This window comes from Paucibacter sp. Y2R2-4, assembly GCF_025717535.1.
GTDB lineage: Bacteria > Pseudomonadota > Gammaproteobacteria > Burkholderiales > Burkholderiaceae_C > Paucibacter_A.
In genome coordinates this window covers 24,288-47,824 of the sequence record NZ_JAJIRO010000002.1, presented here as the reverse complement: position 1 = coordinate 47,824, position 23,537 = coordinate 24,288, and the positions used below count along the sequence as shown (strand labels likewise).

Below are 23,537 nucleotides of genomic sequence, written 5' to 3'. Positions count from 1 at the left end.
GATGACCCTAGAAAGCACTCCCGTCGCTTTGCTCAATCGCGAGCAAGCCATTCTCGAATTCAATCGGCGCGTCTTGGCTCAAGCGCAGCGGCTGGATGTTCCGCTGCTCGAGCGCCTGCGCTATATCTGCATCGTCTCCTCCAATCTGGATGAGTTCTTCGAGGTCCGCTTCGCCGATATGCTGGACGCAGCGCGCGACCCGGACAGCATGGTCAGCAACCGCGACGTGGAGCGGGTGGGGCGTCTGGCCCATGCCTTGATCGACGAGCAGTACGCCATCTTCAATGAGCAGTTGGCGCCCAAGATGCGTGAAGAGCGCATCGTCATCCTCAACCACGCCGATCGCAATGAGGCCCAGCGTGCTTGGGTGGCCAAGTTCTTCGAGCGCGAGGTGCGCCCGTTGCTGGTGCCGGTGGGCTTGGACCCGGCGCACCCCTTCCCCCAAGTGGCCAACAAGTCGCTGCACTTCATTGCCCGCTTGTCGGGCAAAGACGCTTTCGGCCGCGACAACCGCATTGCCATCGTCAAGGTGCCGCGCGTCTTGCCGCGGGTGATCAAGTTGCCCGCCGCGGTGAGCGAAGGTCAGCAAGCCTTCGTGCTCCTGACCAGCGTGGTTCGCGCTCATTTGGAAGACATGTTCTCGGGTCGCAAGGTCGAGGCGTTTTCGCAATTCCGCGTCACCCGCGACTCCGATCTGGAGGTCGATGAGGAAGAGATTGCGAATCTGCGCCATGCCTTGCGTTCGGGCCTGACCACTCGCCACTTCGGTGTGGCGGTGCGACTGGAAGTCGTCAACAGCTGCCCGACCGAATTGGCGCAGTTCCTGCTGGAGCAGTTCGGCTTGCCGGCGGCGGCGCTGTACCGGGTCAATGGCCCGGTCAATCTGGTGCGTTTGAATGAATTGATCGACCAGACCGACGCGCCGGCCTTGCGCTTTGAGCCGCATGAACCCGTCTGGCCGCAAGGTCGGCTGCCGCGCCAGAAGTCCATCTTCGACCGGCTGCGCAAAGGCGACGTGCTCTTGCATCATCCCTTTGAGAGCTTCGACCCGGTGGTGCAGTTTTTGCGCGAGGCGGTGGAAGACCCTGAGGTCATGGCGATCAAGCAGACCATTTATCGCACCGGCAGCAAGTCGGTGTTGATGGACCTCTTGATTGAAGCGGCGCGACGCGGCAAAGAAGTGATGGCCGTGGTGGAGTTGAAGGCGCGCTTTGACGAAGAAGCAAACATCAACTGGGCCGAGCGCCTGGAGGCTGTGGGCGCCCAAGTGGTGTACGGCATTGTCGGGTTTAAGACGCATGCCAAGCTGCTCTTGGTGACGCGCCGCGAAGGCAATCGTTTCAGGCGTTATGCCCATTTGTCGACCGGCAATTACAACCCTAGGACGGCACGCTTTTATACCGACCTGGGCTATTTGACCGCTGACCCCGAGCTGACCTCGGATGCCGACTCGGTGTTCCGCCAACTGGCCTCGCTGGGCAAGATCAAGATGCCGCGTCAATTGCTCTTGGCGCCCTTCAATCTACACAGCCGCATGATGGAGCACCTGGCGCAAGTGGCCGAGGCGGCGCGAGCCGGGCTGCCGGCGCGGGTGGTGGTCAAGATCAATGCGCTGACCGATGCCGAGCTGATCGACGGTTTGTTGAAAGCCGGTCAAGCCGGCGTCAAGATCGATTTGATTGTGCGTGGGGCCTGCATGTTGCCGCCGGGTCTGCCCGGGGTCAGCGACAACATCTTGGTGCGCTCGGTGGTGGGACGTTTCTTGGAGCACACCCGCATCTGCTATTTCCGCTGGGGTCCCAGCGAGGAAAATGAGGCCTTGTACCTGTCGAGCGCCGATTGGATGAGCCGCAATATGTTCCGCCGCATTGAGGTGGCCTGGCCGGTGCGCGACAGCAAGCTGCGCCAGCGCGTGATTGATGAAGGCCTGCAGCCCTATCTGCATGACAGCTTGGATGCTTGGCAACTGGGCCCGGATGGTCGCTCGGCGCGAGTCTCTGAAAAAGGCCAGAGCGCTCAGCAGGCCTTGATGCGTCGCTACTCGGCAGACTGAGTCGAGCCAAAGGGAACTTGCGATGGATCTGATCTTGTGGCGCCATGCAGAGGCCGAGCTCTTGAAAGAAGGCAGTACGGATCTGCAACGTTGCCTCACGCCCAAGGGTGAGCGGCAGGCGCAACGCATGTCGGATTGGCTGAATCAGCGCATGGCGGCGACCACCCGCGTTTTGGTCAGCCCGGCGCAGCGCACCCGCAGCACCGCCGAAGCCTTGGGGCGCGAGGTGCGCATCGTCCCTTCCATTGCACCGGATGCCAGCGTTGATGACCTGCTGGCGGCGGCTCGCTGGCCGAATGCGCTGGAGCCGGTCTTGCTGGTCGGGCATCAACCGACCTTGGGCCTGCTTGCGGCGCGCTTGCTGACCGGGCAAGACCTGGCTTGGTCGGTCAAGAAAGCCGCCGTTTGGTGGCTGCGCTCACGCACCCGCGACGGCCATTCTGAAGTGGTGCTGCAGGCCGTGCAGTCGGCTGACTTTTTGTAAAGCGCACCGGCTGTTGCGGCGGCAAACGCCGACGCGCCCACCGCCAGGCTGATCAGGCCAGCACGAGTTCCAAGATGCCGCTGCGGGTCCAGGCGACCGCTTCTTCTTGCAGCAAAAAGTAGGTGCGCGGGCGTAGCGTCGCCCAGTTCTTGGGCAAGCTCAGTCGCACTCGATGCCCTTGCCGCGTCAGGCTCAGGGCGCTCGGGTCCACCTTGTCGCGGCCATGGCATTTGATTAAGGCCAAGCGCAGGCTGAACAACTGCCAGAGCAGACTCTCGTCGCCCAAGAGGCCGTCTAATTTGCGCAAACCGCCGCGTTGAGCCAGGGCCAGATTGCCCAGGCGCTTGAGCTGGTCTTGGGAGAAACCGGCTGCGTCCACATGGGCCAGCAAATAGGCGCTGTGGCGATGGTGGTCGTGGTGCGACACCATCATGCCGATTTCATGCAGAGCCGCCGCCCAGGCCAGCTCACGCTGACGCTCGCGTGTGGCGCGCGGCTGCAGCTGAGCGTAGACATGTTTGGCCACATCTCCCACACGTTGCGCTTGCGGCATGTCGACCGAGAAACGGCGTTGCAGCGCCAGCACCGAGGCGTCGCGCATGTCGGCGCCCGTCAGACCTAAGGCTGCGGCGTTCTCGGCCTCCAGTCGCTCAACCAGATCGAAGATCACGCCTTGGCGTAGCGCACCCTTGGCCGGCATCAACTCATCAATGCCGAACTGGGTCAGCAAGGTGTAGAGGATGCACAGGCCGCCGCCCACCACGGCCCGGCGGTCTTCTTTCAGGCCGGCCAGCTTGAGCTTGTCCATGCTGCCGGCGGCCAGCGCCTGCTCCATGCACCAGCGCAAGGCTTCAGGGGTGATGCGACCGTCGGTCACACCGCTGGCGGCAAGAATCTGCGCCACGGCGCCCACCGTGCCTGAAGAGCCCAAGGCCTCTTGCCACATAGAGGGTTTGAACAAGGTCAGCGCTTCTTCCAACTCGGCACCGGCTGCCACCTGGGCGGCTCTGAAGGCTTCAGGCGTGAACTTGCCATCCGGGAAGAAACGCAGCGACAGGCTGACGCTGCCGACTTGAAAGGATTCGGCGGTCAGCGGCTTGCGGCCTTTGCCCAGAATCATCTCGGTGGAGCGTCCGCCGATATCGATCACCAGGCGAGTCCGGTTGGACGGCTGCAGGCGTGCGACGCCTGCGAAGATTAGGCGAGCCTCCTCACGGCCCGAGATGATCTCGATCGGGTAGCCCAGGGCTTCCTTGGCGCGCTCCAAAAAGGCGTTGCGGTTTTTGGCCTCACGCAAAGTCTGGGTCGCTACGGCGCGAACGCGCGCTGCAGGGAAACCGACCAGGCGCTGTGCAAAGCGACGCAGGCAATCGAGCCCGCGCTGCATCGCAGCTTCGGTCAGCATGCCTTCGCTGTCGAGACCGGCACCCAAGCGAACCGTCTCTTTCAAGTACTCCATGCGCCGGTATTGGCCCCGCGGCATGTGCGCGATTTCCAGGCGGAAGCTGTTGGAACCCATGTCAATGGCCGCGAGCGGGGCGGCTTGCGTGGGGTTCAGTGCCGGGTTCGGTGTTTTGTCCAGCTTGGTGTGCTGCTTGGGGTCTAGCTCTTGGGCTGACAGCAGGGCAGTGTCTTGGGTCTTGGCGGCGGCAGGCAAATTCATGCGCGCGATTGTCGATGCAAAAGACGTCAAATTTGGGTCAGCGCCCAGCTTTCGATGGCGCTTGCAACACCTCCGGTGGCAGTGCTTGAAGACTTGGGTGGTTTGAGGCGCCTTGAGCGGCTCCGATCGCCCCGAAATGCGGCTGTACTTGACACGATTGATAAGATGCGGACCTGCACCAAGCCTTTGAACCTTCGGGCTTGAGCCAAGACATCCGCGCCGCCTGGGCGCGGTTCTTGTTTTGGCGAGTCGCTCACTGGAAAAACATGACTCTTTTTTACATCGTACTGGCCACCCTCTCGGGCGGGCTCTTGTCGGTACTGATTGCCGCCAGTCTGACGGTCAGCCTGCTGGGGCGCGTGGTCAAAAATTTGGTGGGCTTGTCCACCGGCGTATTGCTGGGGACGGCTCTTCTGCACGTTTTGCCTGAGGCTTTTGAGAGCAAGGCCAGCCCGCATTCTTTGTTCATGGTCTTGCTGGGCGGCCTGATGTTCTTTTTCCTGCTGGAAAAGGCGGAGCTGTATCGCCACAACCATCATCACGAAGGCGATGGCCATCACCACCATCATCATTTCGACAGTGAGCAAGCGGGGCGGGGTGGGATGAGCGTGCTGGTGGGGGACTCCATCCACAACTTCTGTGACGGCATCATCATTGCAGCGGCATTTTTGGCCGACCCCCATCTGGGTTTGGTGACCTCTTTGGCCATCGTCGCGCACGAGATTCCGCAGGAAGTTGGGGATTACATCGTGCTCTTGAACGCTGGCTTTTCGCGCGGCAAGGCGCTTTTGTTCAATGCGATTTCTGGTCTGGCGGCGGTGGCCGGTGGGGTGCTCGGCTACTTTGTGGTCGGGCCCTGGGAGAGCCTGTTCCCCTACTTGCTGGTCGCGGCCAGTTCCAGCTTCGTTTATGTCGCGGTGGCCGACTTGATTCCGCAATTGCAGCGCCGCCTACCTTGGCGTGAAACGGCCTTGCAATTGGCCTGGTTGGCGGGAGGCTTGGGCTTGGTGGTGCTGGTGGTGGCCGTCTCTGGCCACCAACACTGAGGCTAGAAAACAAAACGCCACGCATCGAGGCGATGCGCGGTGCAAAAAAGCTTGGGGCTTAGCGGACGACCAGCACGGGAATCGTGCAGTGGGTCAGCACTTTCTGCGTCTCGCTGCCCAGCAGCAAGGCCTGGACGCCACGACGGCCGTGTGAGGCCATCACGACCAGATCGCATTGCTTGTTGCTGGCGTGTTCGATGATGGCCTCCCAAGCGTGCAGCGCTTCGATGGTGTGGCCTTCGCACGTCACGCCTGCGGTGTCGGCGGCGGCCAAAACAGCCTTGATGCGAGCCGAAGCAATCCGTTCTTGGGCATCAAAAAACTCTTGCGGCGGGGTCGGCTGCATTTCCGATACCGCGCTGTAAGGGAAGGGCTCTTTGACGCTCAGCGCATGCAGGGTTGAGCCGTGGATGCGTGCCATGCCAATGGCAACATCGAGTGCCTTGCTGCTGATTTCGGAACCATCGGTCGGGACAAGAATTCGCTTGAACATGACAAACCTCCTGTTGGAATGGGTTTCGGCTTGAGCGCAAGCCTAACGAGCAAGATCAGTGTCGCGTGGTTTCGCGGCGACGATCTTGCGCTATGTCAAGTTCAAAGGCCAGTCTGCTTAACCCTGGGCGATCGGCCGGGCGGGGTCTGAGGACCACTCACTCCAGGAGCCGGGGTAGAGCAGGGAGCCGCTCAGGCCCGCATGCTCCATGGCCAAGAGGTTGTGGCAGGCGGTCACGCCGGAGCCGCATTGGTGCACCACTTGTGAGGGCTCGAACGGTGCTTGCATGGGCACAAATTCGGCACGCAAGACCTCGCTGGATTTGAAGCGGCCATCGGCTTGCAGATTGTTTTTGAAGAGGCGATTGCTGGCGCCTGGAATGTGCCCCGCTTGTTTGTCCAGCGGCTCGACTTCGCCGCGAAAGCGCTCCGGTGCGCGAGCGTCGATCAGCCGTACCTGGCCCAGTCGGGCCTGCAGTTGCTCGGCTGAGACTTGCTCGACCAAGCTGGCTTTGGGCTCAAAGTTGCCGGGTTCTGTGGTGGGGCGCTCGCTACTCATAGCGCCGCCTGCAGCCAGCCACGCTTGTGTGCCGCCATCCAGCACCGCTACCTCGGCATGACCCAGCCAGCGCAGCATCCACCACAGGCGCGCCGCGTACATGCCGCCTTGGCCGTCATAGGCAACCACTTGGGTGGTTTGGCTCAGGCCCAGTGCTTTCATCCTCAGGGCAAAGGCCTCGCGCTGCGGCAGCGGATGGCGGCCTTTGAAGTGGCCTTTTGCGTCGGTTTTGCTACCGCTGAGATCGCGCTCTAGGTGCAGGTAATGGGCGCCGGGCAGATGGGCTTGCTGGTAGGCGGCTTCGCCGGCCTCGATATCACTCAGCTCGAAGCTGACGTCGATCAAGAGCGGTGCCGGGCTCAGGGCCTGCAGTTCCGCGCTTGAAATCAGGGTGCGAAAAATCTGTGAAGCATTCGTCATGATTCGTTGACCGTGTGTTGACTGTCGGGTGGAGTACTGGAGGCGCGCAGCAAGGTGGCGGCGACGCCGGCGATGATGATCAAGACCATGCCGCCCAAGGCCCAGGGCGTGATCGGGTCTTGGAAGAGCAAGGCGCCATAAAGAAAGGAAAACACAATGCCCAGGTATTGCAAGCAGGCAATCGCCAGGGTCTTGCCCTGGGCATAGGCGCGGGTCATCAATACCTGCGCGGCGGTGGCGAGCAGACCCACCGCCAAGAGCAGCGCTGCGCCCTTCAGGCCGTGGCCATGAGGTGGGCTGTTCTCACTCCAGCTGAGCGCCAGCGTGCTGATGGCGCCGGCTATGGCGCCGCCCAGCGAAAAATAGAACACGATGCGGTATTCCGGCTCGCCGGCTCGGCCCAAGGCTGTTACTTGTAGATAGGCCAGTGCCGCCAGCATGCCGGAGAGCAGACCGGCCATGCCGTGCCAGAGTTGCTGCTGATCCAACGTCGGCCGCAGCACCATGGCGACGCCGACAAAGCCCAGCAGCACAGCAGCGACCAGACGACTGTCCACACGGGCGCTGCCCATCATGATGGCGCCGCCAATCAAAAAGAGTGCCATCCAGACCGAGGACATGTAGTTCAGGGTCATGGCCGTGGCTAGAGGCAGTTTGCCAATTGCATAGAACCACAGCGACAGCGCAAACACCCCCGACAGACTGCGCCAAAAGTGCAAGGCAGGCACGGTGGTGCGCAGGCTTTGGCCACGCAGCAGGGTGAAGGTGCCAATCAGCACGGCGCCGATGAGGCCGCGGTACATCACGATCTCGCCGGCATCGTAAAAGGCCGAAGCAAGCTTGACGCAGACCCCCATGCTGGCGAACAAGAAGGTGGCGCAAATCATCATCAAGGGTGCGGACATGGCGGCATTATGGCCAGCCACTCTAGAGCGACCCCAAAATGAGCAAGGCCCTGGCAGTTTGCTGCGCAGGGCCTTGGTGTCATTGCCTGGCGGACGAGAAAAGTTCAGCCTGGGAACTTCATCTCACGCCGATACCACTGGTGGAAGTGCTTCATGCCGTCTTCCATCGGGCTTTGGTAGGGGCCGACCTCGTTGTCGCCGCGCTCCATCAAGGCACGACGTCCGGCGTCCATACGCAAAGCGATTTCATCGTCCTCCACGCAGGTTTCCATATAGGCGGCCTGGTGGGCCTCTACGAAGTCGCGCTCGAAGGCGGCAATTTCCTCGGGGTAGTAGAACTCGACGATGTTGTCGGTCTGCTGCGGGCCCTTGGGGAAGAGGGTGGAGACCACCAGTACATGCGGATACCACTCCACCATGATGTGCGGGTAGTAAGTGAGCCAGATCGCCCCAGCTTCTGGCGTGGCGCCGCCACGGAACTTCAACAACTGGTCGTGCCAGCGCTGATAGACCGGCGATCCGGGTTTTGCCAGGTCTTTGTGAATCCCCACCTTTTGCACCGAGTGGTGGCGGCCCATTTCCCAGCTCAAGTCATCGCAGGTAACGAATTGGCCCAGGCCTGGGTGGAAGGGGCCGACGTGGTAGTCCTCCAGATAGACCTCGATAAAGGTCTTCCAGTTGTAGTCGCACTGATGGACGTGCACTTTGTCCAGCACATAGCCGGAGAAGTCCAAGTCCTTGGCGACGCTCAGGTTCTTCAACTCAGTGGCCACGTCGTGACCGTTATCCTCGAACAGCAGGCCGTTCCACTCGCGCAGCTTGTAGCGGTTCAGGTTCAGGCAGGGGTCGTGGTCGAAGTGCGGTGCACCGATCAATTCGCCCTTGAGGTCGTAGGTCCAGCGGTGCAACGGGCAAACAATATTGCTGCGCGTGTTGCCGCGGCCTCGCAACATCACCGCTTGGCGATGCCGGCAGACATTGGAGATAAGTTCCAGGCCTTGGGGCGTGTGCACCAGTGCCCGGCCTTCACCTTCTTGGGGCAGGGCGTAATAGTCGCCCACCTCGGGCACTGCCAGGGCATGGCCCAGATAGCGGGGGCCGTGCTGAAAGATTAGTTCTTGTTCTCTACGGAACAGGTCTTCGTCGAAATAGGACGTGACAGGAAGCTGCGTCTTGGCGTCAAGCTGGGTGCTGCGCTCAATCGCTGAGAGGGAAATACTCAGTTCGGACATGATCCAATGGGGTCTCCAAGAATCCTCGCCTGAGGCGCTTGCATGGGCGCTTGGTTGGGCGCCTGTCGCGAGCCCGGATGCGAGCCCGGGGGGGATTCCAGTGCCGGCGCTATGAATTCAGATGCCGGGGTCGCGAAATAAGAAAAGATCCTGTGCCCCAAGCATGGGCCAGCACAGAAAGGGCGCGATTGTACCCGCGGGAAGGAACTTGGCCCAAGCCCACACAGCAGGCTTGGCACTCGCCGTGGCGGCCGGGTGACAGATGTCACAGGGGCTCTGACTACAATCGCAGCTTTCGCCTATCGAAATGACCCGATCCAGCAGCAGCACCAAGAGCGCGTCCAAGGACGCAATCGCCCCCAGCTACGAGCAAGCGCTCGTCGAGCTGGAGCGCTTGGTGGCCGATATGGAGGCGGGGCAGTTGCCGCTGGATCAGTTACTTGAGAGTTACCGACGTGGGGCAGAACTGCTGGGATTCTGCCGCTCGCGCCTTCAGGCCGTAGAACAACAAGTCAAGGTGCTGGAGGGCGAGGGATTGAAACAATGGGGAGAGTCCTGAGCGTGGATGCCGGAGTATTTGAACAATGGATGCAGCGATCACTCGCTGCGTGTGAGGCGGCCCTGGAGGGTTTTGTGCCCATCGATGCGCCTGCGGGCCTGGGTGAGACCATGCGTTATGCGGTCTTGGACGGCGGCAAGCGTCTGCGGCCGCTCTTGGTTTTGGCCACGGCTGAAGCGGTGGCTGGTGACGCCGAGGCTGCGATGCGCGCCGCCTGTGCGGTGGAGTTGATTCATGCCTATTCCTTGGTGCATGACGACATGCCCTGCATGGATGATGATGTCTTGCGCCGCGGCAAGCCCACGGTGCATGTGAAATTTGGCGAAGCTCAAGCCATGTTGGCGGGCGATGCCATGCAGGCTTTGGCTTTTGATGTTTTGACGCCCGACAGTGGCGTTGAGCCTGCATTGCAAGCTCGCCTCTGCGCGCTCTTGGCGCGCTCAGCGGGCCATGCCGGCATGGCCGGTGGGCAAGCCATCGACTTGGCCAGCGTGGGCAAGCAGTTAGATGAGTGCACCTTGCGCGATATGCACCGCCGCAAGACCGGCGTGCTCTTGCAAGCCAGTGTGATGATGGGTGCCGCTTGTGGCCCTTGCAGTGACAAAGCGACGGCGGCCTTGGCCGAGTACGGTGCCGCCCTCGGCCTGGCCTTTCAGGTGGTGGACGATATCCTGGATGTCACGCAAGACTCCAGCGTGCTCGGCAAAACGGCGGGCAAGGATCAAGACGCCAACAAGCCCACCTATGTCAGCATTTTGGGCCTGCAGCCGGCGCGCGACTTGGCCCAGCAATTGCGGACTCAAGCGCAGCAGGCTCTGGCGAATAGTGGATTGACCGGCACGGCGTGGTTGAGCCTGTTGGCCGATATGGTCGTCGAGCGCGACAGCTGAGAGGCAGATTTCTATGAGCTATCCCTTGCTGCACACCATTGACAGTCCGGCCGATCTGCGTCGTCTGCCGCGCAGCGAATTGCCCAAGCTGGCCGGTGAGCTGCGTGCTTATGTGTTGGACGCTTTGTCCAACTCGCGCATCGGCGGCCATCTGGGCTCCAACCTCGGCACTGTCGAGTTGACCGTGGCCCTGCACTATGTGTTCAACACGCCGCATGACCGCTTGGTTTGGGACGTGGGTCATCAAACCTATCCGCACAAGGTGCTGACTGGTCGCCGTGAGGCTTTGAAGACGATCCGCCACGCCGGCAGCATCAGCGGTTTCCCTCGCCGTGACGAGAGCGAATACGACACCTTCGGCACCGGCCATTCCAGCACTTCGATTTCGGCCGCTCATGGCATGGCCATGGCCGCCAAGATCAAGGGTGAGGACCGCAAGGCCGTGGCCATCATTGGCGATGGGGCGATGACGGCCGGCATGGCTTTCGAAGCCTTGAACAATGCCGGCGTTGCCCATGGCGGCGTGATGGGTGATGTGCTGGTGATCCTGAACGACAACGATATGTCGATCAGTCCTCCAGTCGGTGCGCTGAACAAATACCTCGCGCGCTTGATGAGTGGCAGCTTCTACGCCTCGGCACGTGAAGGCGCCAAGTCGGTGTTGAAGAATACGCCGCTCTACGAATTCGCCAAGCGCTTTGAAGAGCACACCAAGGGCATGGTCGTGCCCGGCACCATCTTCGAGGAGTTCGGCTTCAACTATGTCGGCCCGATCGACGGACATGATCTCGATGCCTTGATCCCGACCCTGGAAAACCTGCGCAGCAAAAAAGGCCCGCAGTTCCTCCATGTGGTGACCAAGAAGGGCCAGGGCTACAAGCTGGCCGAGGCAGACCCGGTCAAGTACCACGCCGCACCCGGCATCTTTGATCCCTCGGTGGGCTTCGTCAAATCGGCAACGCCAGCCAAGACCAGTTTTACGCAGGTCTTCGGTGACTGGCTCTGCGATATGGCCGAGGCCGACAGCCGCTTGATCGGCATCACGCCGGCCATGCGGGAAGGTTCGGGCATGGTGGAATTCCACAAGCGTTTCCCGACCCGCTACCACGACGTCGGCATCGCCGAGCAGCATGCGGTGACGGTCGCCGGCGGCATGGCTTGCGAAGGCATGAAGCCGGTGGTGGCGATTTATTCCACCTTCTTGCAACGCGCCTACGATCAATTGATCCACGACGTGGCCTTGCAGAATCTGCCGGTGCTGTTCGCGCTGGACCGCGCGGGACTGGTGGGGGCCGATGGCGCCACCCATGCGGGCAATTACGACATTGCCTTTACCCGCTGCATTCCGAATATGGCGGTGCTGACTCCGGCGGATGAAAACGAATGCCGGCAGGCGCTCTACACCGGCTTCCAACACAGCGGTCCTGTGACGGTGCGCTATCCGCGTGGCGCGGGTGTGGGCACCGAAGTTCAAAAGACCATGAGCCTCTTGCCCTGGGGCAAGGGCGAGGTGCGTCGCGAATCGAGCAAGCCACAACTCAATGGCGCCGCTGGCGCGCCGCGCATTGCAATTCTGGCCTTCGGCACCTTGCTCTATCCGGCTTTGACGGCAGCCGAGCAACTCGACGCGACCGTGGCCAATATGCGTTTCGTGAAGCCGCTGGATGTCGAGTTGGTCACCGAGTTGGCTCGCAGTCACGATGCCATCGTCACCGTGGAAGATGGTTGCGTCATGGGCGGCGCCGGCTCGGCGGTGATGGAAGCCTTGCAAGCGGCCGGCCTCAACCCGCCGATCTTGGTGCTGGGTCTGCCCGATGAATTCGTCGAGCACGGCGAAGTGCCCAAGCTGATGGCCGCTTGCGGCCTGGACGCCAGCGGCATTGAACAAGCCATTCTCAAACGCTTTGGCGCCCGGCCCAGTCTGTTGCGACAAGCCGCCAACCAGTGATGCTGAGAAAGCAAAACCTTGCTCTAGCAAGGTTGGTGGCTTGCTGGCAAGCTGTAGTACCTAGGGTTAGCCCGTAAACACAGCGGCCGCTTCGGCAGGCCGCGCCCCCGATTGCATGAACCAAGTCACCAGCGCTCTCCATATTCCCGACACCCAGAGCGAGCGCGATGAGCGCCATCTCGTCATCCAGCGCGTCGGCGTCAAGGATGTGCGCTACCCGCTGCAGATCTTGATCGGCACGCAGGCCCAGCCGACCGTCGGCACCTGGACCTTGGATGTGAGTCTGCCCGCCGAGAAGAAGGGCACGCATATGTCCCGCTTCGTCGCTTGGCTGGATGCCTTGCAGGCGCCTCTGGACGCAGCCTCGCTGCGTGAATTGCATGCTCAGATGCTGAGCAAGTTGGAAGCCGTCGAAGGCCGCATCGAGGTGGGTTTTAGCTTCTTCATCCGCAAGCGTGCGCCGGTTTCGGGCATTGAGAGTCTGTTGGACTACCAAGGCCGCCTGATTTCGGAAACCCGCGCTGGCCAGACCACGGTTTGGGCCGAGGTGGCGGTGCCGGTCAAGAGCCTGTGCCCTTGCTCCAAAGAGATCTCTGACTACGGCGCCCACAACCAGCGCTCACTCGTGACGGTGCGTGCCGAAATCGGTGCCCAACCGGTCAGTTGGCAAGAACTGGTGCGTTTCGCCGAAGAAAGCGCCTCCAGCGAAATCTGGCCTTTGCTGAAGCGCAGCGATGAGAAGTGGATCACCGAGCACGCTTACGAGAACCCCAAGTTTGTCGAGGATCTGGTGCGCGATGTGGCCCTGCGCCTGAACGCCGATCCGCGTATCGGCCGTTACACGGTGGACGTCGAGAACTTCGAGTCCATCCACAACCACTCGGCTTACGCGCGCATCGAGCGGCTTTGAGTCAGTGAAGCGCTTGCTCCAATGCTCGGCTCAGGCGCTCAGCCTGAGCTTGTAACGTCCGCAAAAAGCTCTGCGCCAGCGGCTGTGCCGGCCGGTATAGCGGCAGCAGGGCCGAAACCTGGAAGGGCACGGACTTGCCGAAGCGCCGCAGTTGCAGGCCTTGTCCAGCCAAGGCCAAGGCCGTCAAGGGATTGACGATGGCCAGGCCAAGCCCTTGCTGAACCAGGGCGCAGACCGCCACCGCGCTGTGTGTTTCCACCCGCAAGCGCCGCTGCACGCCCGTCTCGGCGAACAGGGCGTCGAGTTGCAGTCGATAAGGGTCTTCGGGCGAGAGGCTGATGAAGTCCTCATCCTGAAAATCTTCGGGTGTCAAGACCCGGCGCTCCAACAAGCGGTGGCCCGCCGGCAGCACACACACCTCATCCAGAGTCAACACCGGCACCCGCTGCGTTCCTTCGGCGATCTGCGTTTGCTGCTCACTCAGGCCCAGATCGAAGCGCTGCGCCGCCATCCACTCCTCCAGCAGTGGGGACTCCTGCGGCGTGATCGATAGCTGCGCCGCCGGGTGTGCAGCCAGAAAGTCGGCGCAGGCGGCCGGCAGCAGGGCATGGCTGAGCGCCGGCAGGCAGAGCACGGCCAGCTGCACTTGCTCGTCCCGCCCCAGTTGCGCGGCGCGGCTGCGGATGCGGTCCAGACCCTGGAAGCTGCGCTGCACTTCCTCGAACAAAGCCAGGCCCCGCGCGGTGGCGCGCAGGCGGCCGCGTTGACGCTCGAACAAGGCATAGCCAAGCAGTTGCTCCAGCCGCGCCAGCTCGCGGCTCAGCGTCGGCTGCGAGCTGCGCAGCAGCAGGGCGGCTTCGGTGACGCTGCCGGCGGTCATGACGGCACGGAAGACTTCGATGTGACGCAGGCTGATTTCTGGGTTCATGCGTGAAGCATATCGAAATTGAATGAGTGTTGAATAAATAGATATTTGAATGAATGGACTGAGGCTGGCATCCTGCCCAGGTCGGTGCGAATACTCGCGCCTTTGCAGCCCGTCGACTTCTAGAAAAGAACTCCCATGCCCGCCACCACCTTGACGCCCAGCCGCATTCAATCGCTCGCCGCTCAGTTCGGAACCCCTTTGTGGGTCTATGACGCGGGCACGATTCGCGAGCGCATCGCCGCCTTGCGGGCGTTTGACACCATCCGCTTCGCGCAAAAAGCCTGCTCCAACACCCATCTGCTGCGGCTGATGCGGGAGCAGGGCGTCAAAGTGGACTCAGTCTCACGCGGCGAAGTGCTGCGCGCACTCGCTGCTGGCTTCAGCGCTGGGGCGCAGAAAGATGCGCTGCACAGCGACATCGTTTTCACCGCCGACTTGTTTGATCACGCCACGCTGGACACGGTGGTCGAGCACCAGATTCCGGTGAACGCCGGTTCCATCGACATGCTGCATCAGTTGGGTGAGCGCTCGCCCGGCCATGCGGTCTGGTTGCGCATCAATCCGGGCTTTGGCCATGGCCATAGCAACAAGACCAACACCGGCGGCGAGCACAGCAAACATGGCATCTGGCACAGCGATTTGTTGGCGGCGCTTCATGCGGTTCGCCAGCATGGCTTGAAGCTGATCGGCCTGCACATGCACATTGGCTCGGGCGTTGATTACGCGCATCTGTCCGAGGTCTGCGGGGCCATGGTGGGCTTGGTGCGTCAGACCCAAGCAGCGGGTCATGACCTGCTGGCGATCTCGGCGGGCGGCGGTTTGTCCATTCCTTACCGTGCCGGCGAACCCTTGATCGACACCGCGCATTACTTTGGACTCTGGGACGCGGCCCGCAAGCAGGCGGAGGCCTTGCTGGGCCATCCCTTGGCCTTGGAGATCGAGCCGGGGCGTTATCTGGTGGCCGAGTCCGGGGTGCTGATCACCGAGGTGCGCGCGACCAAGGACGCGGGGAACAATCACTTTGTCTTGGTTGATGCGGGATTCAGCGAGCTGATGCGGCCCGCTATGTACGGCAGTCACCATGAGATGAGCCTTATCCCTGCCGATGGAGGAAGCCGGCCGCAGCGCGCCAGCGTAGTGGCGGGGCCTTTGTGCGAATCGGGCGATGTGTTCACCCAAGGCGATGGCGGCGTGGTGCTGCCGCGTGAACTGCCTGAGGCGCAGGTGGGGGATTTGCTGCTGATCCATGACACCGGCGCCTATGGCGCGTCCATGTCCAGCAACTACAACAGCCGGCCCTTGATCGCCGAGGTCTTGGTGGACGGCGCGAGCGAGCGCCTGATTCGCCGCCGCCAAACGGTGGAAGAGCTATTGGCCCTGGAGTCTTTGTGACGCTTTCGTGACTTTGCTCCACCCATTCATGGGTCAAAAGGCTTCACTTTTAGGCGAAACACTGGGGGCCCATAGGCTCAGGCAATGAGGGTGATTTGATTAATCAAAACTAAGAGCTTCTACTTGCTCATATGATTCACTCATAGCAAGTTTTGATTGTTTTTCTTTTCACCACCAACGCAAAGGGATAGCCATGTCGCTGATCAATACCCAAGTCCAGCCTTTCAAGACCCAAGCCTTTCACAACGGCAAGTTCATTGAAGTCTCTGACGCCAGCCTGAAGGGCAAGTGGTCCGTGCTGATCTTCATGCCGGCCGCTTTCACCTTCAACTGCCCGACCGAAGTGGAAGACGCCGCTGAGCACTACGCCGAGTTCCAGAAGGCTGACGCCGAGGTCTACATCGTCACCACCGACACGCATTTCTCGCACAAGGTGTGGCACGAGACTTCGCCTGCCGTGGGCAAGGCCAAGTTCCCGCTGGTGGGTGACCCAACTCACGCCCTGACACGCGCTTTCGGCGTGCACATCGAAGAAGAAGGCCTGGCCCTGCGCGGCACCTTCGTGATCAATCCAGATGGCGTGATCAAGACCGCTGAAGTGCACTCCAACGAAATCGCTCGCGACGTCAAGGAAACCCTGCGCAAGCTGAAGGCCGCTCGCTACACCGCCGCCAACCCTGGCCAAGTGTGCCCCGCCAAGTGGAACGACGGCGCCAAGACGCTGACGCCTTCGCTGGACCTGGTCGGCAAGATCTAATGATCGACCCCCGGAGCGCCTGCGGCGCTCCTCCCCGCCTAGGGACGAGCCCATTGGGCCGGCAAAGCCGGTGCCAGGGGCTCCGCTCGGAAAACTCCTCCGAGCCACGCTGAAACTGTCCTGGTCTTTTCGGGCAGTTTCAGAGTGGCTTGAAGCGCCACGCCTGAATAAACCCACGAAAGGATCCGCCATGTTGGACAGCCATCTGAAGTCACAGCTGCACGCTTACCTCGAGCGCGTCACGCAGCCCTTCGAGATCATTGCCAGCTTGGATGACCGGCCCGCCTCGGCCGAGTTGCTGAGCTTGCTGCAAGACATCAGCGCGATGTCTGACAAGATCACCTTGAAGACCGACGGTCAAGACGAGCGCCGCCCATCCTTCAGCCTGAACCGCATCGGTTCGGACATGAAGCTGCGCTTTGCCGCCATTCCCTTGGGTCATGAGTTCACCTCGCTGGTGTTGGCTCTGCTGTGGGTGGGTGGCCATCCGCCCAAGGTGTCGGACGAAACGATCGAGCAGATCAAGAGCTTGGACGGCGAGTTCAGCTTCGAGGTCTATATGTCCCTGACCTGCCACAACTGCCCGGACGTGGTGCAGGCCCTCAGTCTGATGGCCGTGCTCAACCCCAAGGTCAAGACCGTGGTGGTGGACGGCGGCTTGTTCCAGGACGAGGTCAATGCTCGCGAGATCATGGCCGTGCCCAGCATCTATCTGAACGGCCAGGTCTTTGGCGCCGGCAAGATGAGCGTGGAAGAAATCGTTGCCAAGCTCGACACTGGCGCGGCAGCCCGTGAAGCGGCCAAGCTGAGCGAGAAGGCCCCGTTTGACATGCTGATCGTCGGCGGTGGCCCCGCCGGTGCCGCTGCGGCCGTGTACGCCGCACGCAAGGGCATTCGCACGGGCATTGCCGCCGAGCGTTTTGGCGGTCAGGTTAACGACACCATGTCGATCGAAAACTATGTGTCGGTGCTGGAGACCGATGGACCAAAGTTCGCGGCCGCGCTGGAAGCGCACGTCAAGGAATACGACGTCGAGATCATGAATCTGCAGCGTGCTGAACAGCTGATTCCCGCAACCGAGCCGGGCGGCTTGGTCGAGGTGAAGCTGGCCAATGGCGGCTCACTGAAGGCTCGTTCGGTGATTCTGTCCACCGGCGCGCGCTGGAGGCAGGTCAATGTGCCTGGCGAGCAGGAGTACAAAAACAAGGGCGTGGCTTACTGCCCGCATTGCGATGGCCCGCTGTTCAAGGGCAAGCGCGTGGCGGTGATTGGCGGCGGCAATTCCGGCGTCGAGGCGGCCATCGATCTGGCCGGCATCGTGGCCCATGTGTCCTTGATCGAGTTTGGCGAGGCCCTGCGTGCCGATGCGGTCTTGGTCAACAAGCTCAAGAGCCTGCCCAATGTCAGCATCCACACCTCGGCGCAAACCACCGAGTTCACCGGCGAGGGCGGCAAGCTCAATGGCCTGAACTACACCGATCGCAGCAATGGCGAAGCCAAGCGCATCGAACTGGAAGGTGTGTTTGTGCAGATCGGCTTGGTGCCCAATACCGAGTGGTTGAAGGGCGTGGTCGAGTTGAGCAAGCACGGCGAAATCGTCGTCGATGCCAAGGGCCAGACCTCGCTGCCGGGCGTGTTCGCGGCCGGGGACGCCACCACCGTGCCCTTCAAGCAAATCATCATCGCCACCGGTGATGGCGCCAAGGCGGCCCTGGGTGCGTTTGACTACATGATGCGCCAGCCGGCGGCGGCCTGAAAGCGGCCTGAAGCGGAGGGCGCGTCTTAGCTCACAGCAGGGCTGCTCTGCCGTGAGCGCAGCCAGCTTTCACCGCTGTAGACCAGCAGCGCCGTCCAGATCAGCGCAAAGCCGACCAAGCGGGCCGGCTGCATGGCCTCGTGATACATCCAAACGCCCAGCATGAACTGAATGCTGGGCGAGATGTACTGCAAGAGGCCTAGCGTCGTCATCGGAATGCGGCGCGCGCCGGCAGCAAACAGCAGCAAGGGCAGGGCGGTCAGCGGGCCGGCCAGCAAAAGCCACAGCAAGGTGCTGGTTTCGCCCTGCACAAAAGCGCTTTGTCCTTGTGATGTCCACCAAAGCATGGCCACTGCAGCCAATGGCGTCAGCAGCAGGGTCTCCAGCGCCAGACCTTCCAGCGCCCCCAGGCTGGCGACTTTACGCAGCAGGCCGTAGACCCCAAAGCTGGCGGCCAGCAGCAGGGCGACCCAAGGCAGCTTGCCGGTCAACACCGTCAGCCAGAGCACACCGGCCGCAGCCAAGCCCACGGCCACCCACTGCCAAAAGCGTGGCCGCTCATGCAGCACCAAGTAGCCCAGTGCCACATTGACCAGCGGGTTGATGAAGTAGCCGAGGCTGGCGTCCAGCACATGGTCGTTCTGCACAGCCCAGACATAGGTCAACCAGTTGACCGAGAGCAGCAAGGCCGAGGCCGCAAAGGCCGCCAGCACCTTGGGGCTGCGCAGCACCGGGCCCAGCCAAGCCCAGCGCCGCAGCAGGGTCAGCAAGCCCAGCATGAAGACCATGCACCAGAGCGTGCGATGGGCCACCACTTCCAGCGAAGGCACCTGCGCCAGCAATTTGAAATAGATCGGGAATAGGCCCCAGACCAGATAGGCCAGGGCGGCGTAGGCAATGCCGGGCTGAATCTTCAATGGCAATCCTTTGATTCGAGGGTCATGCGGGCCAAGCGCTGGCGCTGGATTGTGCCCGCCTGGCGCCCGGCTTGCTCAAGGCGCTTGCCAGGGCGAGTTGGCATCGTGTTGCCAATCGCCCCGCTGGAGCAAATCCGTCCACTCGGGTCCTAGCGATGCTTGCAGCTGCAAGAGCGTTTGCTCGACTGGGTGAGGGATCTGCAAGCTCAGCCCATGCAGCCACATGCGTTGCAAACCCAGATGATTGGCCACGGCGCGGTTGTGTGCGCCCTTGCCGTGTGTGGCGTCTCCGATGATGGGGTGAGCGATATGGCGCAGGTGGCGGCGAATTTGGTGCCGCCGCCCAGTGAGTGGCTGCGCTTCGACCAAGGCATAGCGGCTGCTGGGGAAGCGCCCGTCGACGCTGAAGGGCCACTCCACCCGGGCCAGTCGTTGCCAGTCGGTGCGAGACTCCAGCAAGGTCTGGCCCGCTGACGGTAGCTCAGGGTCGCGCGCCAAAGGGTGCTCGATCACGCCGGCTTCTTCGGGCCAGCCCCGCACCAGGGCGATGTATCGCTTGCGAGCCAAGCCTTGTTCAAACGCCTGACCCAAGCTGGACGCGGCCTCGGCATTCAAGGCGAACAGCAGCAGACCTGAAGTGCCGCGGTCCAGGCGATGCACTGGCCAGACATGGCAACCCAATTGATCGCGCAGCAGTTGCACCGCAAAGACCGACTCTTGCGCGGCGATGCTGCTGCGGTGCACCAGCAGGCCGGCGGGTTTGTTGATGGCGACGAGATGCTCGTCCCTGTAGATGATTTGCAACATACGGCATTGTGAAGTCTTACCTCGGCGGAGCCCAGATTCGCCCCTGGCCGAGCATAAGCACACAGTAACGCCTAATTGCCGCGGATGACCCCATTCAGGGGGGATGGTGTGCTGCGAGGCGCATCGAAAGAATGCTGTCACAAGGCCCGCGCATCATGCCAAGGGTCAGCAGCACACCACGACATCAGCACCCGCCCAAGCCGCAAGGAGATCATCATGCCCATTACCTTCCGCGTTGGATATCGTTCCCCTCTGGTCAGCGCCGTCGCTTGGCTGCTGATGGCTGCGGGCCTCTCAGGCCTGTGCTTGCTGGGCTATTGGATGGGGCATGTGAATGAATTTTCAGCCGCCGGGCACCTGCGCTGGAGCATCGCCGGGCTGCTCGTCTTGCTGCTGGTATCTGGCGCCGCTTTGACCGCCGGCCAAGGCTTGCTGCGTCGCCTGGAATGGGCGCGCCGCTTGTCGCTGGGCTTGCTGGCTTTGTTCCTGGTGTCGCTGCCGGCGCTGCCCTGGTTGGCCGGTTCGCCGGTGGTCTTGGGCATCAGCTGCCTGGTGGTGAGCGCCGGGCTGCTGTGGGCCTTGCGCGCCCTGAACTCGATGTTGGTGCGCCAGGAATTCGCCTGAGCCGACTCAGGCGTTTCAGTTCACCTCGCCGTCGAGATACAGCCAGACGCCATCGACACGCTCAAAGCGACTCAGTTCGCTCATCCGGTAAGCCCGCCCGCCCAGCTTGCTGCGAGCGACAAACTCCACCAAAGCATGTTCAGCATCTTGCTGCACATGCTTTTTTACTTCCAGGCCCAACCATTTGAGCCCTGGCTCGTTGGGCTCAAGCCTTGCTGGGCGGGTGCTGGGGTGCCAGCTGGCCAGCAGATAGTCCAGAAGATTCAAAACATAGGCGCTGTAACGCGAGCGCATCAGCGCTTCGGCCGTGGGCGCACTAGAGGTGCCGCTCAAAGCGCCGGTCTCGGCAAAGTGCTGGTGAAAAGCACCACAGCATTGACCGTAGCGCTGCTTCAGGCCGCAGGGGCAGGGGGAATTGAGGTCCATCATCGTGCCGCGCATCATGCCTGAACCAAAGCAAGGCCTGAGCCTCTCTAAAATGCGGCGATGAACCTGCCCCCGCAAGACGATTTGTTCGCCGCCCCTCCCGTGGCTGTTGAAGGCACAGGCCTTCTGAAGAACCTCAACCCCGAGCAATATGCGGCCGTCACCGCGCCGCCTGAGCCCTGCCTGATTCTGGCGGGCGCCGGTTCGGGCAAGACGCGGGTGCTGACCACACGCATCGCCTGGCTGATGCAAACCGGCCAGGTCACGCCCGGCGGCGTGATGGCGGTGACCTTTACCAACAAGGCCGCCAAGGAAATGGTGACGCGGCTTTCGGCCATGCTGCCGGTGAATGTGCGCGGCATGTGGATTGGCACCTTCCATGGTCTGTGCAATCGCTTTTTGCGCGCGCATTGGAAGCTGGCGGGCCTGCCGCAGGGCTTTCAGATTCTGGACTCCTCTGACTCGGTCTCGGCCATCAAGCGTGTCATCAAGGCGATGAAGCTGGACGAGGAGCGCTTTGTGCCCAAGCAGGTCGGCTGGTTCATTGCCGGCGCCAAGGAAGAGGCGCAGCGCCCCGGCGATATCGAGCCCCGCGACGAGCAGACCAAGACCCTGATCGAGATCTACAAGAACTACGAAGACCAATGCCAGCGTGAGGGCGTGGTCGATTTTGCTGAGCTGATGCTGCGCTCCTACGAGTTGCTGCGCGACAACCCGGCGGTGCGCGACCATTACCAGCGTCGCTTCCAGCATCTGCTGGTCGATGAGTTCCAAGACACCAACAAGCTGCAATACGCCTGGCTGAAGATGTTCGCGCCCCCGGGTAAGGGTCAAGGCGTGGTGGCGGTGGGCGATGATGACCAGAGCATCTACGCCTTCCGTGGTGCGCGCGTTGGCAATATGGCCGACTTCGAGCGTGAGTACCGCGTCAAGAAGGTCATCAAGCTGGAGCAGAACTACCGCAGCTTCGGCAACATCCTCGACTCGGCCAATGAGCTGATCAGCCGCAACAGTCGCCGCCTGGGCAAGACCCTGCGCACCGAGGCCGGGCCCGGTGAGCCGGTGCGTGTGTATGAGGCGGCCAGCGACTTCGCCGAAGCCCAGTGGCTGATCGAGGAGGCGCAAGCCTTGCATCGCCAGGGCATGGATCGCAAGGAAATTGCGGTGCTCTACCGCAGCAATGCCCAGTCGCGCGTGATCGAGTCGGCCCTCTTCAATGCAGGCATTCCGTACCGGGTGTACGGCGGCCTGCGCTTCTTCGAGCGTGCCGAAGTGAAACATGCGCTGTCTTATCTGCGACTGCTCGAGAACCCCAACGACGACACCAGCTTCTTGCGGGTGGTGAACTTCCCAACCCGTGGCATCGGCGCGCGCGCCATCGAGTTGCTGCAGGACGCGGCCCGCATGTCCGGCCGCAGCCTCTACCAAAGCGTCGGCGCGGTAGCTGGCAAGGCGGGCAGCAATTTACAGGGCTTCACCAACCTGATCGACTCAACCCGTAACCTCACAACTGGACTGACGCTGCGCGAGATCATCGAGCAGATCCTGGAAGTCTCCGGCCTGAACGAGCATTACCGTAACGACAAAGACGGCGCCGAGCGGCTGGAAAACTTGGGCGAACTGATCAACGCCGCCGAAGCTTTTGTGACCCAAGAAGGCTTTGGCAAGGATGCCGTGGCGCTGCCCGTCGACGAGCTGTCGCCCGGCGCCATCTCCGAAGGCTTTCCTGCGGCGGTCGCGCCGGCCAACTTCACGCCCGATGCTGAAACCGGCGAGATCATGTCGCCGCTGGCGGCCTTCTTGACCCACGCCTCTTTGGAAGCGGGCGACAACCAGGCGCAGGCCGGCCAGGACGCAGTGCAATTGATGACGGTGCATTCCAGCAAGGGCCTTGAGTTCGACGCGGTCTTCATCACCGGCTTGGAAGAGGGCTTGTTCCCGCATGAGAACTCAATGTCCGACACCGACGGCCTGGAGGAAGAGCGGCGCCTGATGTATGTGGCCATCACCCGCGCGCGCCAGCGCTTGTATCTGGCCTTCAGCCAAACCCGCATGCTGCACGGCCAGACCCGCTACAACGTCAAGAGCCGTTTCTTTGATGAGTTGCCGGAAGCCGCGCTGAAGTGGCTGACGCCGCGCAACCAGGGCTTTGGCTCCGGTTTTGCCAAGGAATATCAAAGCGCTTGGGAGCGGGGCTCGGGCCTCAAATCCATGGTCGGTGCCGGCCGGGTCGAGAAGCCCGTTTATGACACCACCCCGGTGCCCAAGAGCATGAAGCAGGCGGCCGCGCAAAAGGTGGCCGATGAACATGGCGGACTCAAGGTCGGCAAGGGCGTCTTCCACACCAAGTTTGGCGAAGGCGTGTTGCTAACGCTGGAGGGCAGCGGTGCCGATGCTCGGGCGCAGGTCAACTTTGGTCGTCACGGCATGAAGTGGCTGGCGCTGAGCGTGGCCAAGCTGACGCCGATCGACTAAGTTCTGCCGCGCAGCTAGCCGCCGCTCAAGGCCAGCACGATGGCGACGAAATCTTCGGCTTGCAAGGCGTGGCTGATATCACGTACGCCCAAGCCGTTGACGAAGATGCGCATGTTCGCGCGCAGCTGGCCCTGCTCATCAACGACGCGAAAGCGCAGGCCGGGGTAGCGGCGATCGAGCTCCACAAACAGCTGCGCCAGCGTCGCGCCGTCCGCCTCCAGCTGAGAGGCCCCGGTGTAAGACCGTAAGGCAGAGGGAATCAAGACCTTCATTGACCGGCTTTCGAACTGGGTG

22 protein-coding genes are annotated in these 23,537 nt (G+C 62.0%); 12 read left to right on the top strand and 10 right to left on the bottom strand.

Annotated elements, in window-relative coordinates:
• The first annotated feature begins 1 nt into the window (after position 1).
• Together ppk1 and LNV06_RS07155 are read left to right on the top strand one after the other, a co-directional pair.
• On the top strand, positions 2-2,053 hold the full coding sequence (gene ppk1 / locus LNV06_RS07160) for a polyphosphate kinase 1 (protein ID WP_263537579.1): 2,052 nt from the start codon (positions 2-4) through the stop codon (positions 2,051-2,053).
• 22 nt (positions 2,054-2,075) lie between these two features.
• Positions 2,076-2,537, top strand: coding sequence for a SixA phosphatase family protein (locus LNV06_RS07155; RefSeq protein WP_263537578.1), 462 nt, complete (start codon positions 2,076-2,078; stop codon positions 2,535-2,537).
• A 52-nt stretch (positions 2,538-2,589) separates the two neighbouring features.
• Here LNV06_RS07155 and ppx read toward each other — a convergent pair whose 3' ends face one another.
• Positions 2,590-4,200 carry an exopolyphosphatase gene (gene ppx, locus LNV06_RS07150; RefSeq protein ID WP_263537577.1) on the bottom strand — a complete coding sequence of 537 codons (1,611 nt, stop codon included), beginning with the start codon at positions 4,198-4,200 and terminating at the stop codon, positions 2,590-2,592.
• 266 nt (positions 4,201-4,466) lie between these two features.
• Here ppx and LNV06_RS07145 point away from each other — a divergent pair, with 266 nt between their 5' ends.
• A complete protein-coding gene (locus LNV06_RS07145; RefSeq protein WP_263537576.1) occupies positions 4,467-5,246 on the top strand; it encodes a ZIP family metal transporter in 780 nt (259 codons plus the stop codon).
• Positions 5,247-5,304: 58 nt separating this feature from the next.
• Here LNV06_RS07145 and LNV06_RS07140 read toward each other — a convergent pair whose 3' ends face one another.
• The 4 genes from LNV06_RS07140 to LNV06_RS07125 form a co-directional block, all read right to left on the bottom strand.
• Positions 5,305-5,739: a universal stress protein gene (locus LNV06_RS07140; protein WP_263537575.1), complete on the bottom strand. Its 435-nt coding sequence runs from the start codon at positions 5,737-5,739 to the stop codon at positions 5,305-5,307.
• Positions 5,740-5,856: 117 nt separating this feature from the next.
• Entirely contained in the window at positions 5,857-6,717 is an 861-nt protein-coding gene (locus LNV06_RS07135) for a sulfurtransferase (RefSeq protein WP_263537574.1), read from the bottom strand.
• Positions 6,714-7,622 (bottom strand): DMT family transporter, encoded by a 909-nt coding sequence (locus LNV06_RS07130; protein WP_263537573.1) that lies wholly within the window; start codon positions 7,620-7,622, stop codon positions 6,714-6,716. The genes LNV06_RS07135 and LNV06_RS07130 overlap by 4 nt, the downstream gene beginning before the upstream one ends.
• A gap of 104 nt (positions 7,623-7,726) precedes the next feature.
• Positions 7,727-8,854, bottom strand: coding sequence for an aromatic ring-hydroxylating oxygenase subunit alpha (locus LNV06_RS07125; RefSeq protein WP_263537572.1), 1,128 nt, complete (start codon positions 8,852-8,854; stop codon positions 7,727-7,729).
• Between the two features lie 307 nt (positions 8,855-9,161).
• Between LNV06_RS07125 and LNV06_RS07120 the strand changes: the two genes are divergently transcribed.
• The 4 genes from LNV06_RS07120 (at position 9,162) to folE2 (ending at position 13,161) form a co-directional block, all read left to right on the top strand.
• Positions 9,162-9,413, top strand: a complete 252-nt coding sequence (locus LNV06_RS07120) for an exodeoxyribonuclease VII small subunit (protein WP_263537571.1) — start codon at positions 9,162-9,164, stop codon at positions 9,411-9,413.
• A 29-nt stretch (positions 9,414-9,442) separates the two neighbouring features.
• Positions 9,443-10,303 carry a polyprenyl synthetase family protein gene (locus LNV06_RS07115; protein WP_263537570.1) on the top strand — a complete coding sequence of 287 codons (861 nt, stop codon included), beginning with the start codon at positions 9,443-9,445 and terminating at the stop codon, positions 10,301-10,303.
• Positions 10,304-10,316: 13 nt separating this feature from the next.
• Positions 10,317-12,251, top strand: a complete 1,935-nt coding sequence (gene dxs / locus LNV06_RS07110) for a 1-deoxy-D-xylulose-5-phosphate synthase (protein ID WP_263537569.1) — start codon at positions 10,317-10,319, stop codon at positions 12,249-12,251.
• Between the two features lie 115 nt (positions 12,252-12,366).
• A complete protein-coding gene (gene folE2 / locus LNV06_RS07105) occupies positions 12,367-13,161 on the top strand; it encodes a GTP cyclohydrolase FolE2 (protein WP_263537568.1) in 795 nt (264 codons plus the stop codon).
• A gap of 1 nt (position 13,162) precedes the next feature.
• Here folE2 and LNV06_RS07100 read toward each other — a convergent pair whose 3' ends face one another.
• Positions 13,163-14,089: a LysR family transcriptional regulator gene (locus tag LNV06_RS07100; protein ID WP_263537567.1), complete on the bottom strand. Its 927-nt coding sequence runs from the start codon at positions 14,087-14,089 to the stop codon at positions 13,163-13,165.
• 135 nt (positions 14,090-14,224) lie between these two features.
• Here LNV06_RS07100 and lysA point away from each other — a divergent pair, with 135 nt between their 5' ends.
• From lysA to ahpF, 3 genes are all read left to right on the top strand, one after another.
• Positions 14,225-15,481: a diaminopimelate decarboxylase gene (gene lysA / locus LNV06_RS07095; protein WP_263537566.1), complete on the top strand. Its 1,257-nt coding sequence runs from the start codon at positions 14,225-14,227 to the stop codon at positions 15,479-15,481.
• 193 nt (positions 15,482-15,674) lie between these two features.
• Complete coding sequence (ahpC, locus tag LNV06_RS07090) at positions 15,675-16,238, top strand: alkyl hydroperoxide reductase subunit C (protein ID WP_263537565.1); 564 nt, start codon at positions 15,675-15,677, stop codon at positions 16,236-16,238.
• A 190-nt stretch (positions 16,239-16,428) separates the two neighbouring features.
• Positions 16,429-17,994, top strand: a complete 1,566-nt coding sequence (ahpF, locus tag LNV06_RS07085) for an alkyl hydroperoxide reductase subunit F (protein ID WP_263537564.1) — start codon at positions 16,429-16,431, stop codon at positions 17,992-17,994.
• Positions 17,995-18,020: 26 nt separating this feature from the next.
• Here the strand turns inward: ahpF and rarD are convergent, their stop codons facing one another.
• Positions 18,021-18,905 carry an EamA family transporter RarD gene (rarD, locus tag LNV06_RS07080; protein ID WP_263538314.1) on the bottom strand — a complete coding sequence of 295 codons (885 nt, stop codon included), beginning with the start codon at positions 18,903-18,905 and terminating at the stop codon, positions 18,021-18,023.
• A gap of 81 nt (positions 18,906-18,986) precedes the next feature.
• Complete coding sequence (locus tag LNV06_RS07075; RefSeq protein WP_263537563.1) at positions 18,987-19,718, bottom strand: pseudouridine synthase; 732 nt, start codon at positions 19,716-19,718, stop codon at positions 18,987-18,989.
• 216 nt (positions 19,719-19,934) lie between these two features.
• On the opposite strand from LNV06_RS07075, the gene LNV06_RS07070 reads away from it, so the two are divergent.
• Entirely contained in the window at positions 19,935-20,342 is a 408-nt protein-coding gene (locus LNV06_RS07070; protein ID WP_263537562.1) for a hypothetical protein, read from the top strand.
• Between the two features lie 15 nt (positions 20,343-20,357).
• Here LNV06_RS07070 and LNV06_RS07065 read toward each other — a convergent pair whose 3' ends face one another.
• Complete coding sequence (locus LNV06_RS07065; RefSeq protein WP_263537561.1) at positions 20,358-20,786, bottom strand: YchJ family protein; 429 nt, start codon at positions 20,784-20,786, stop codon at positions 20,358-20,360.
• Between the two features lie 42 nt (positions 20,787-20,828).
• Here LNV06_RS07065 and LNV06_RS07060 point away from each other — a divergent pair, with 42 nt between their 5' ends.
• On the top strand, positions 20,829-23,243 hold the full coding sequence (locus tag LNV06_RS07060) for a UvrD-helicase domain-containing protein (RefSeq protein ID WP_263537560.1): 2,415 nt from the start codon (positions 20,829-20,831) through the stop codon (positions 23,241-23,243).
• A 14-nt stretch (positions 23,244-23,257) separates the two neighbouring features.
• Here LNV06_RS07060 and LNV06_RS07055 read toward each other — a convergent pair whose 3' ends face one another.
• Positions 23,258-23,515 carry a MoaD/ThiS family protein gene (locus LNV06_RS07055; protein ID WP_263537559.1) on the bottom strand — a complete coding sequence of 86 codons (258 nt, stop codon included), beginning with the start codon at positions 23,513-23,515 and terminating at the stop codon, positions 23,258-23,260.
• Between the last annotated feature and the right edge of the window lie 22 nt (positions 23,516-23,537).

Excerpts from the sequence above, each read along its gene's own strand:
- LNV06_RS07060 (WP_263537560.1), top strand. The coding sequence starts at position 20,829 with ATGAACCTGCCCCCGCAAGACGATTTGTTCGCCGCCCCTCCCGTGGCT.
- LNV06_RS07125 (WP_263537572.1), bottom strand. The coding sequence starts at position 8,854 with ATGTCCGAACTGAGTATTTCCCTCTCAGCGATTGAGCGCAGCACCCAG.
- ahpF (WP_263537564.1), top strand. The coding sequence starts at position 16,429 with ATGTTGGACAGCCATCTGAAGTCACAGCTGCACGCTTACCTCGAGCGC.
- lysA (WP_263537566.1), top strand. The coding sequence starts at position 14,225 with ATGCCCGCCACCACCTTGACGCCCAGCCGCATTCAATCGCTCGCCGCT.
- LNV06_RS07155 (WP_263537578.1), top strand. The coding sequence starts at position 2,076 with ATGGATCTGATCTTGTGGCGCCATGCAGAGGCCGAGCTCTTGAAAGAA.
- LNV06_RS07145 (WP_263537576.1), top strand. The coding sequence starts at position 4,467 with ATGACTCTTTTTTACATCGTACTGGCCACCCTCTCGGGCGGGCTCTTG.
- ppx (WP_263537577.1), bottom strand. The coding sequence starts at position 4,200 with ATGAATTTGCCTGCCGCCGCCAAGACCCAAGACACTGCCCTGCTGTCA.
- LNV06_RS07115 (WP_263537570.1), top strand. The coding sequence starts at position 9,443 with ATGCAGCGATCACTCGCTGCGTGTGAGGCGGCCCTGGAGGGTTTTGTG.
- LNV06_RS07075 (WP_263537563.1), bottom strand. The coding sequence starts at position 19,718 with ATGTTGCAAATCATCTACAGGGACGAGCATCTCGTCGCCATCAACAAA.
- ppk1 (WP_263537579.1), top strand. The coding sequence starts at position 2 with ATGACCCTAGAAAGCACTCCCGTCGCTTTGCTCAATCGCGAGCAAGCC.
- ahpC (WP_263537565.1), top strand. The coding sequence starts at position 15,675 with ATGTCGCTGATCAATACCCAAGTCCAGCCTTTCAAGACCCAAGCCTTT.
- LNV06_RS07120 (WP_263537571.1), top strand. The coding sequence starts at position 9,162 with ATGACCCGATCCAGCAGCAGCACCAAGAGCGCGTCCAAGGACGCAATC.
- LNV06_RS07100 (WP_263537567.1), bottom strand. The coding sequence starts at position 14,089 with ATGAACCCAGAAATCAGCCTGCGTCACATCGAAGTCTTCCGTGCCGTC.
- LNV06_RS07070 (WP_263537562.1), top strand. The coding sequence starts at position 19,935 with ATGCCCATTACCTTCCGCGTTGGATATCGTTCCCCTCTGGTCAGCGCC.
- folE2 (WP_263537568.1), top strand. The coding sequence starts at position 12,367 with ATGAACCAAGTCACCAGCGCTCTCCATATTCCCGACACCCAGAGCGAG.
- LNV06_RS07140 (WP_263537575.1), bottom strand. The coding sequence starts at position 5,739 with ATGTTCAAGCGAATTCTTGTCCCGACCGATGGTTCCGAAATCAGCAGC.
- LNV06_RS07135 (WP_263537574.1), bottom strand. The coding sequence starts at position 6,717 with ATGACGAATGCTTCACAGATTTTTCGCACCCTGATTTCAAGCGCGGAA.
- LNV06_RS07130 (WP_263537573.1), bottom strand. The coding sequence starts at position 7,622 with ATGTCCGCACCCTTGATGATGATTTGCGCCACCTTCTTGTTCGCCAGC.
- LNV06_RS07055 (WP_263537559.1), bottom strand. The coding sequence starts at position 23,515 with ATGAAGGTCTTGATTCCCTCTGCCTTACGGTCTTACACCGGGGCCTCT.
- LNV06_RS07065 (WP_263537561.1), bottom strand. The coding sequence starts at position 20,786 with ATGATGCGCGGCACGATGATGGACCTCAATTCCCCCTGCCCCTGCGGC.
- dxs (WP_263537569.1), top strand. The coding sequence starts at position 10,317 with ATGAGCTATCCCTTGCTGCACACCATTGACAGTCCGGCCGATCTGCGT.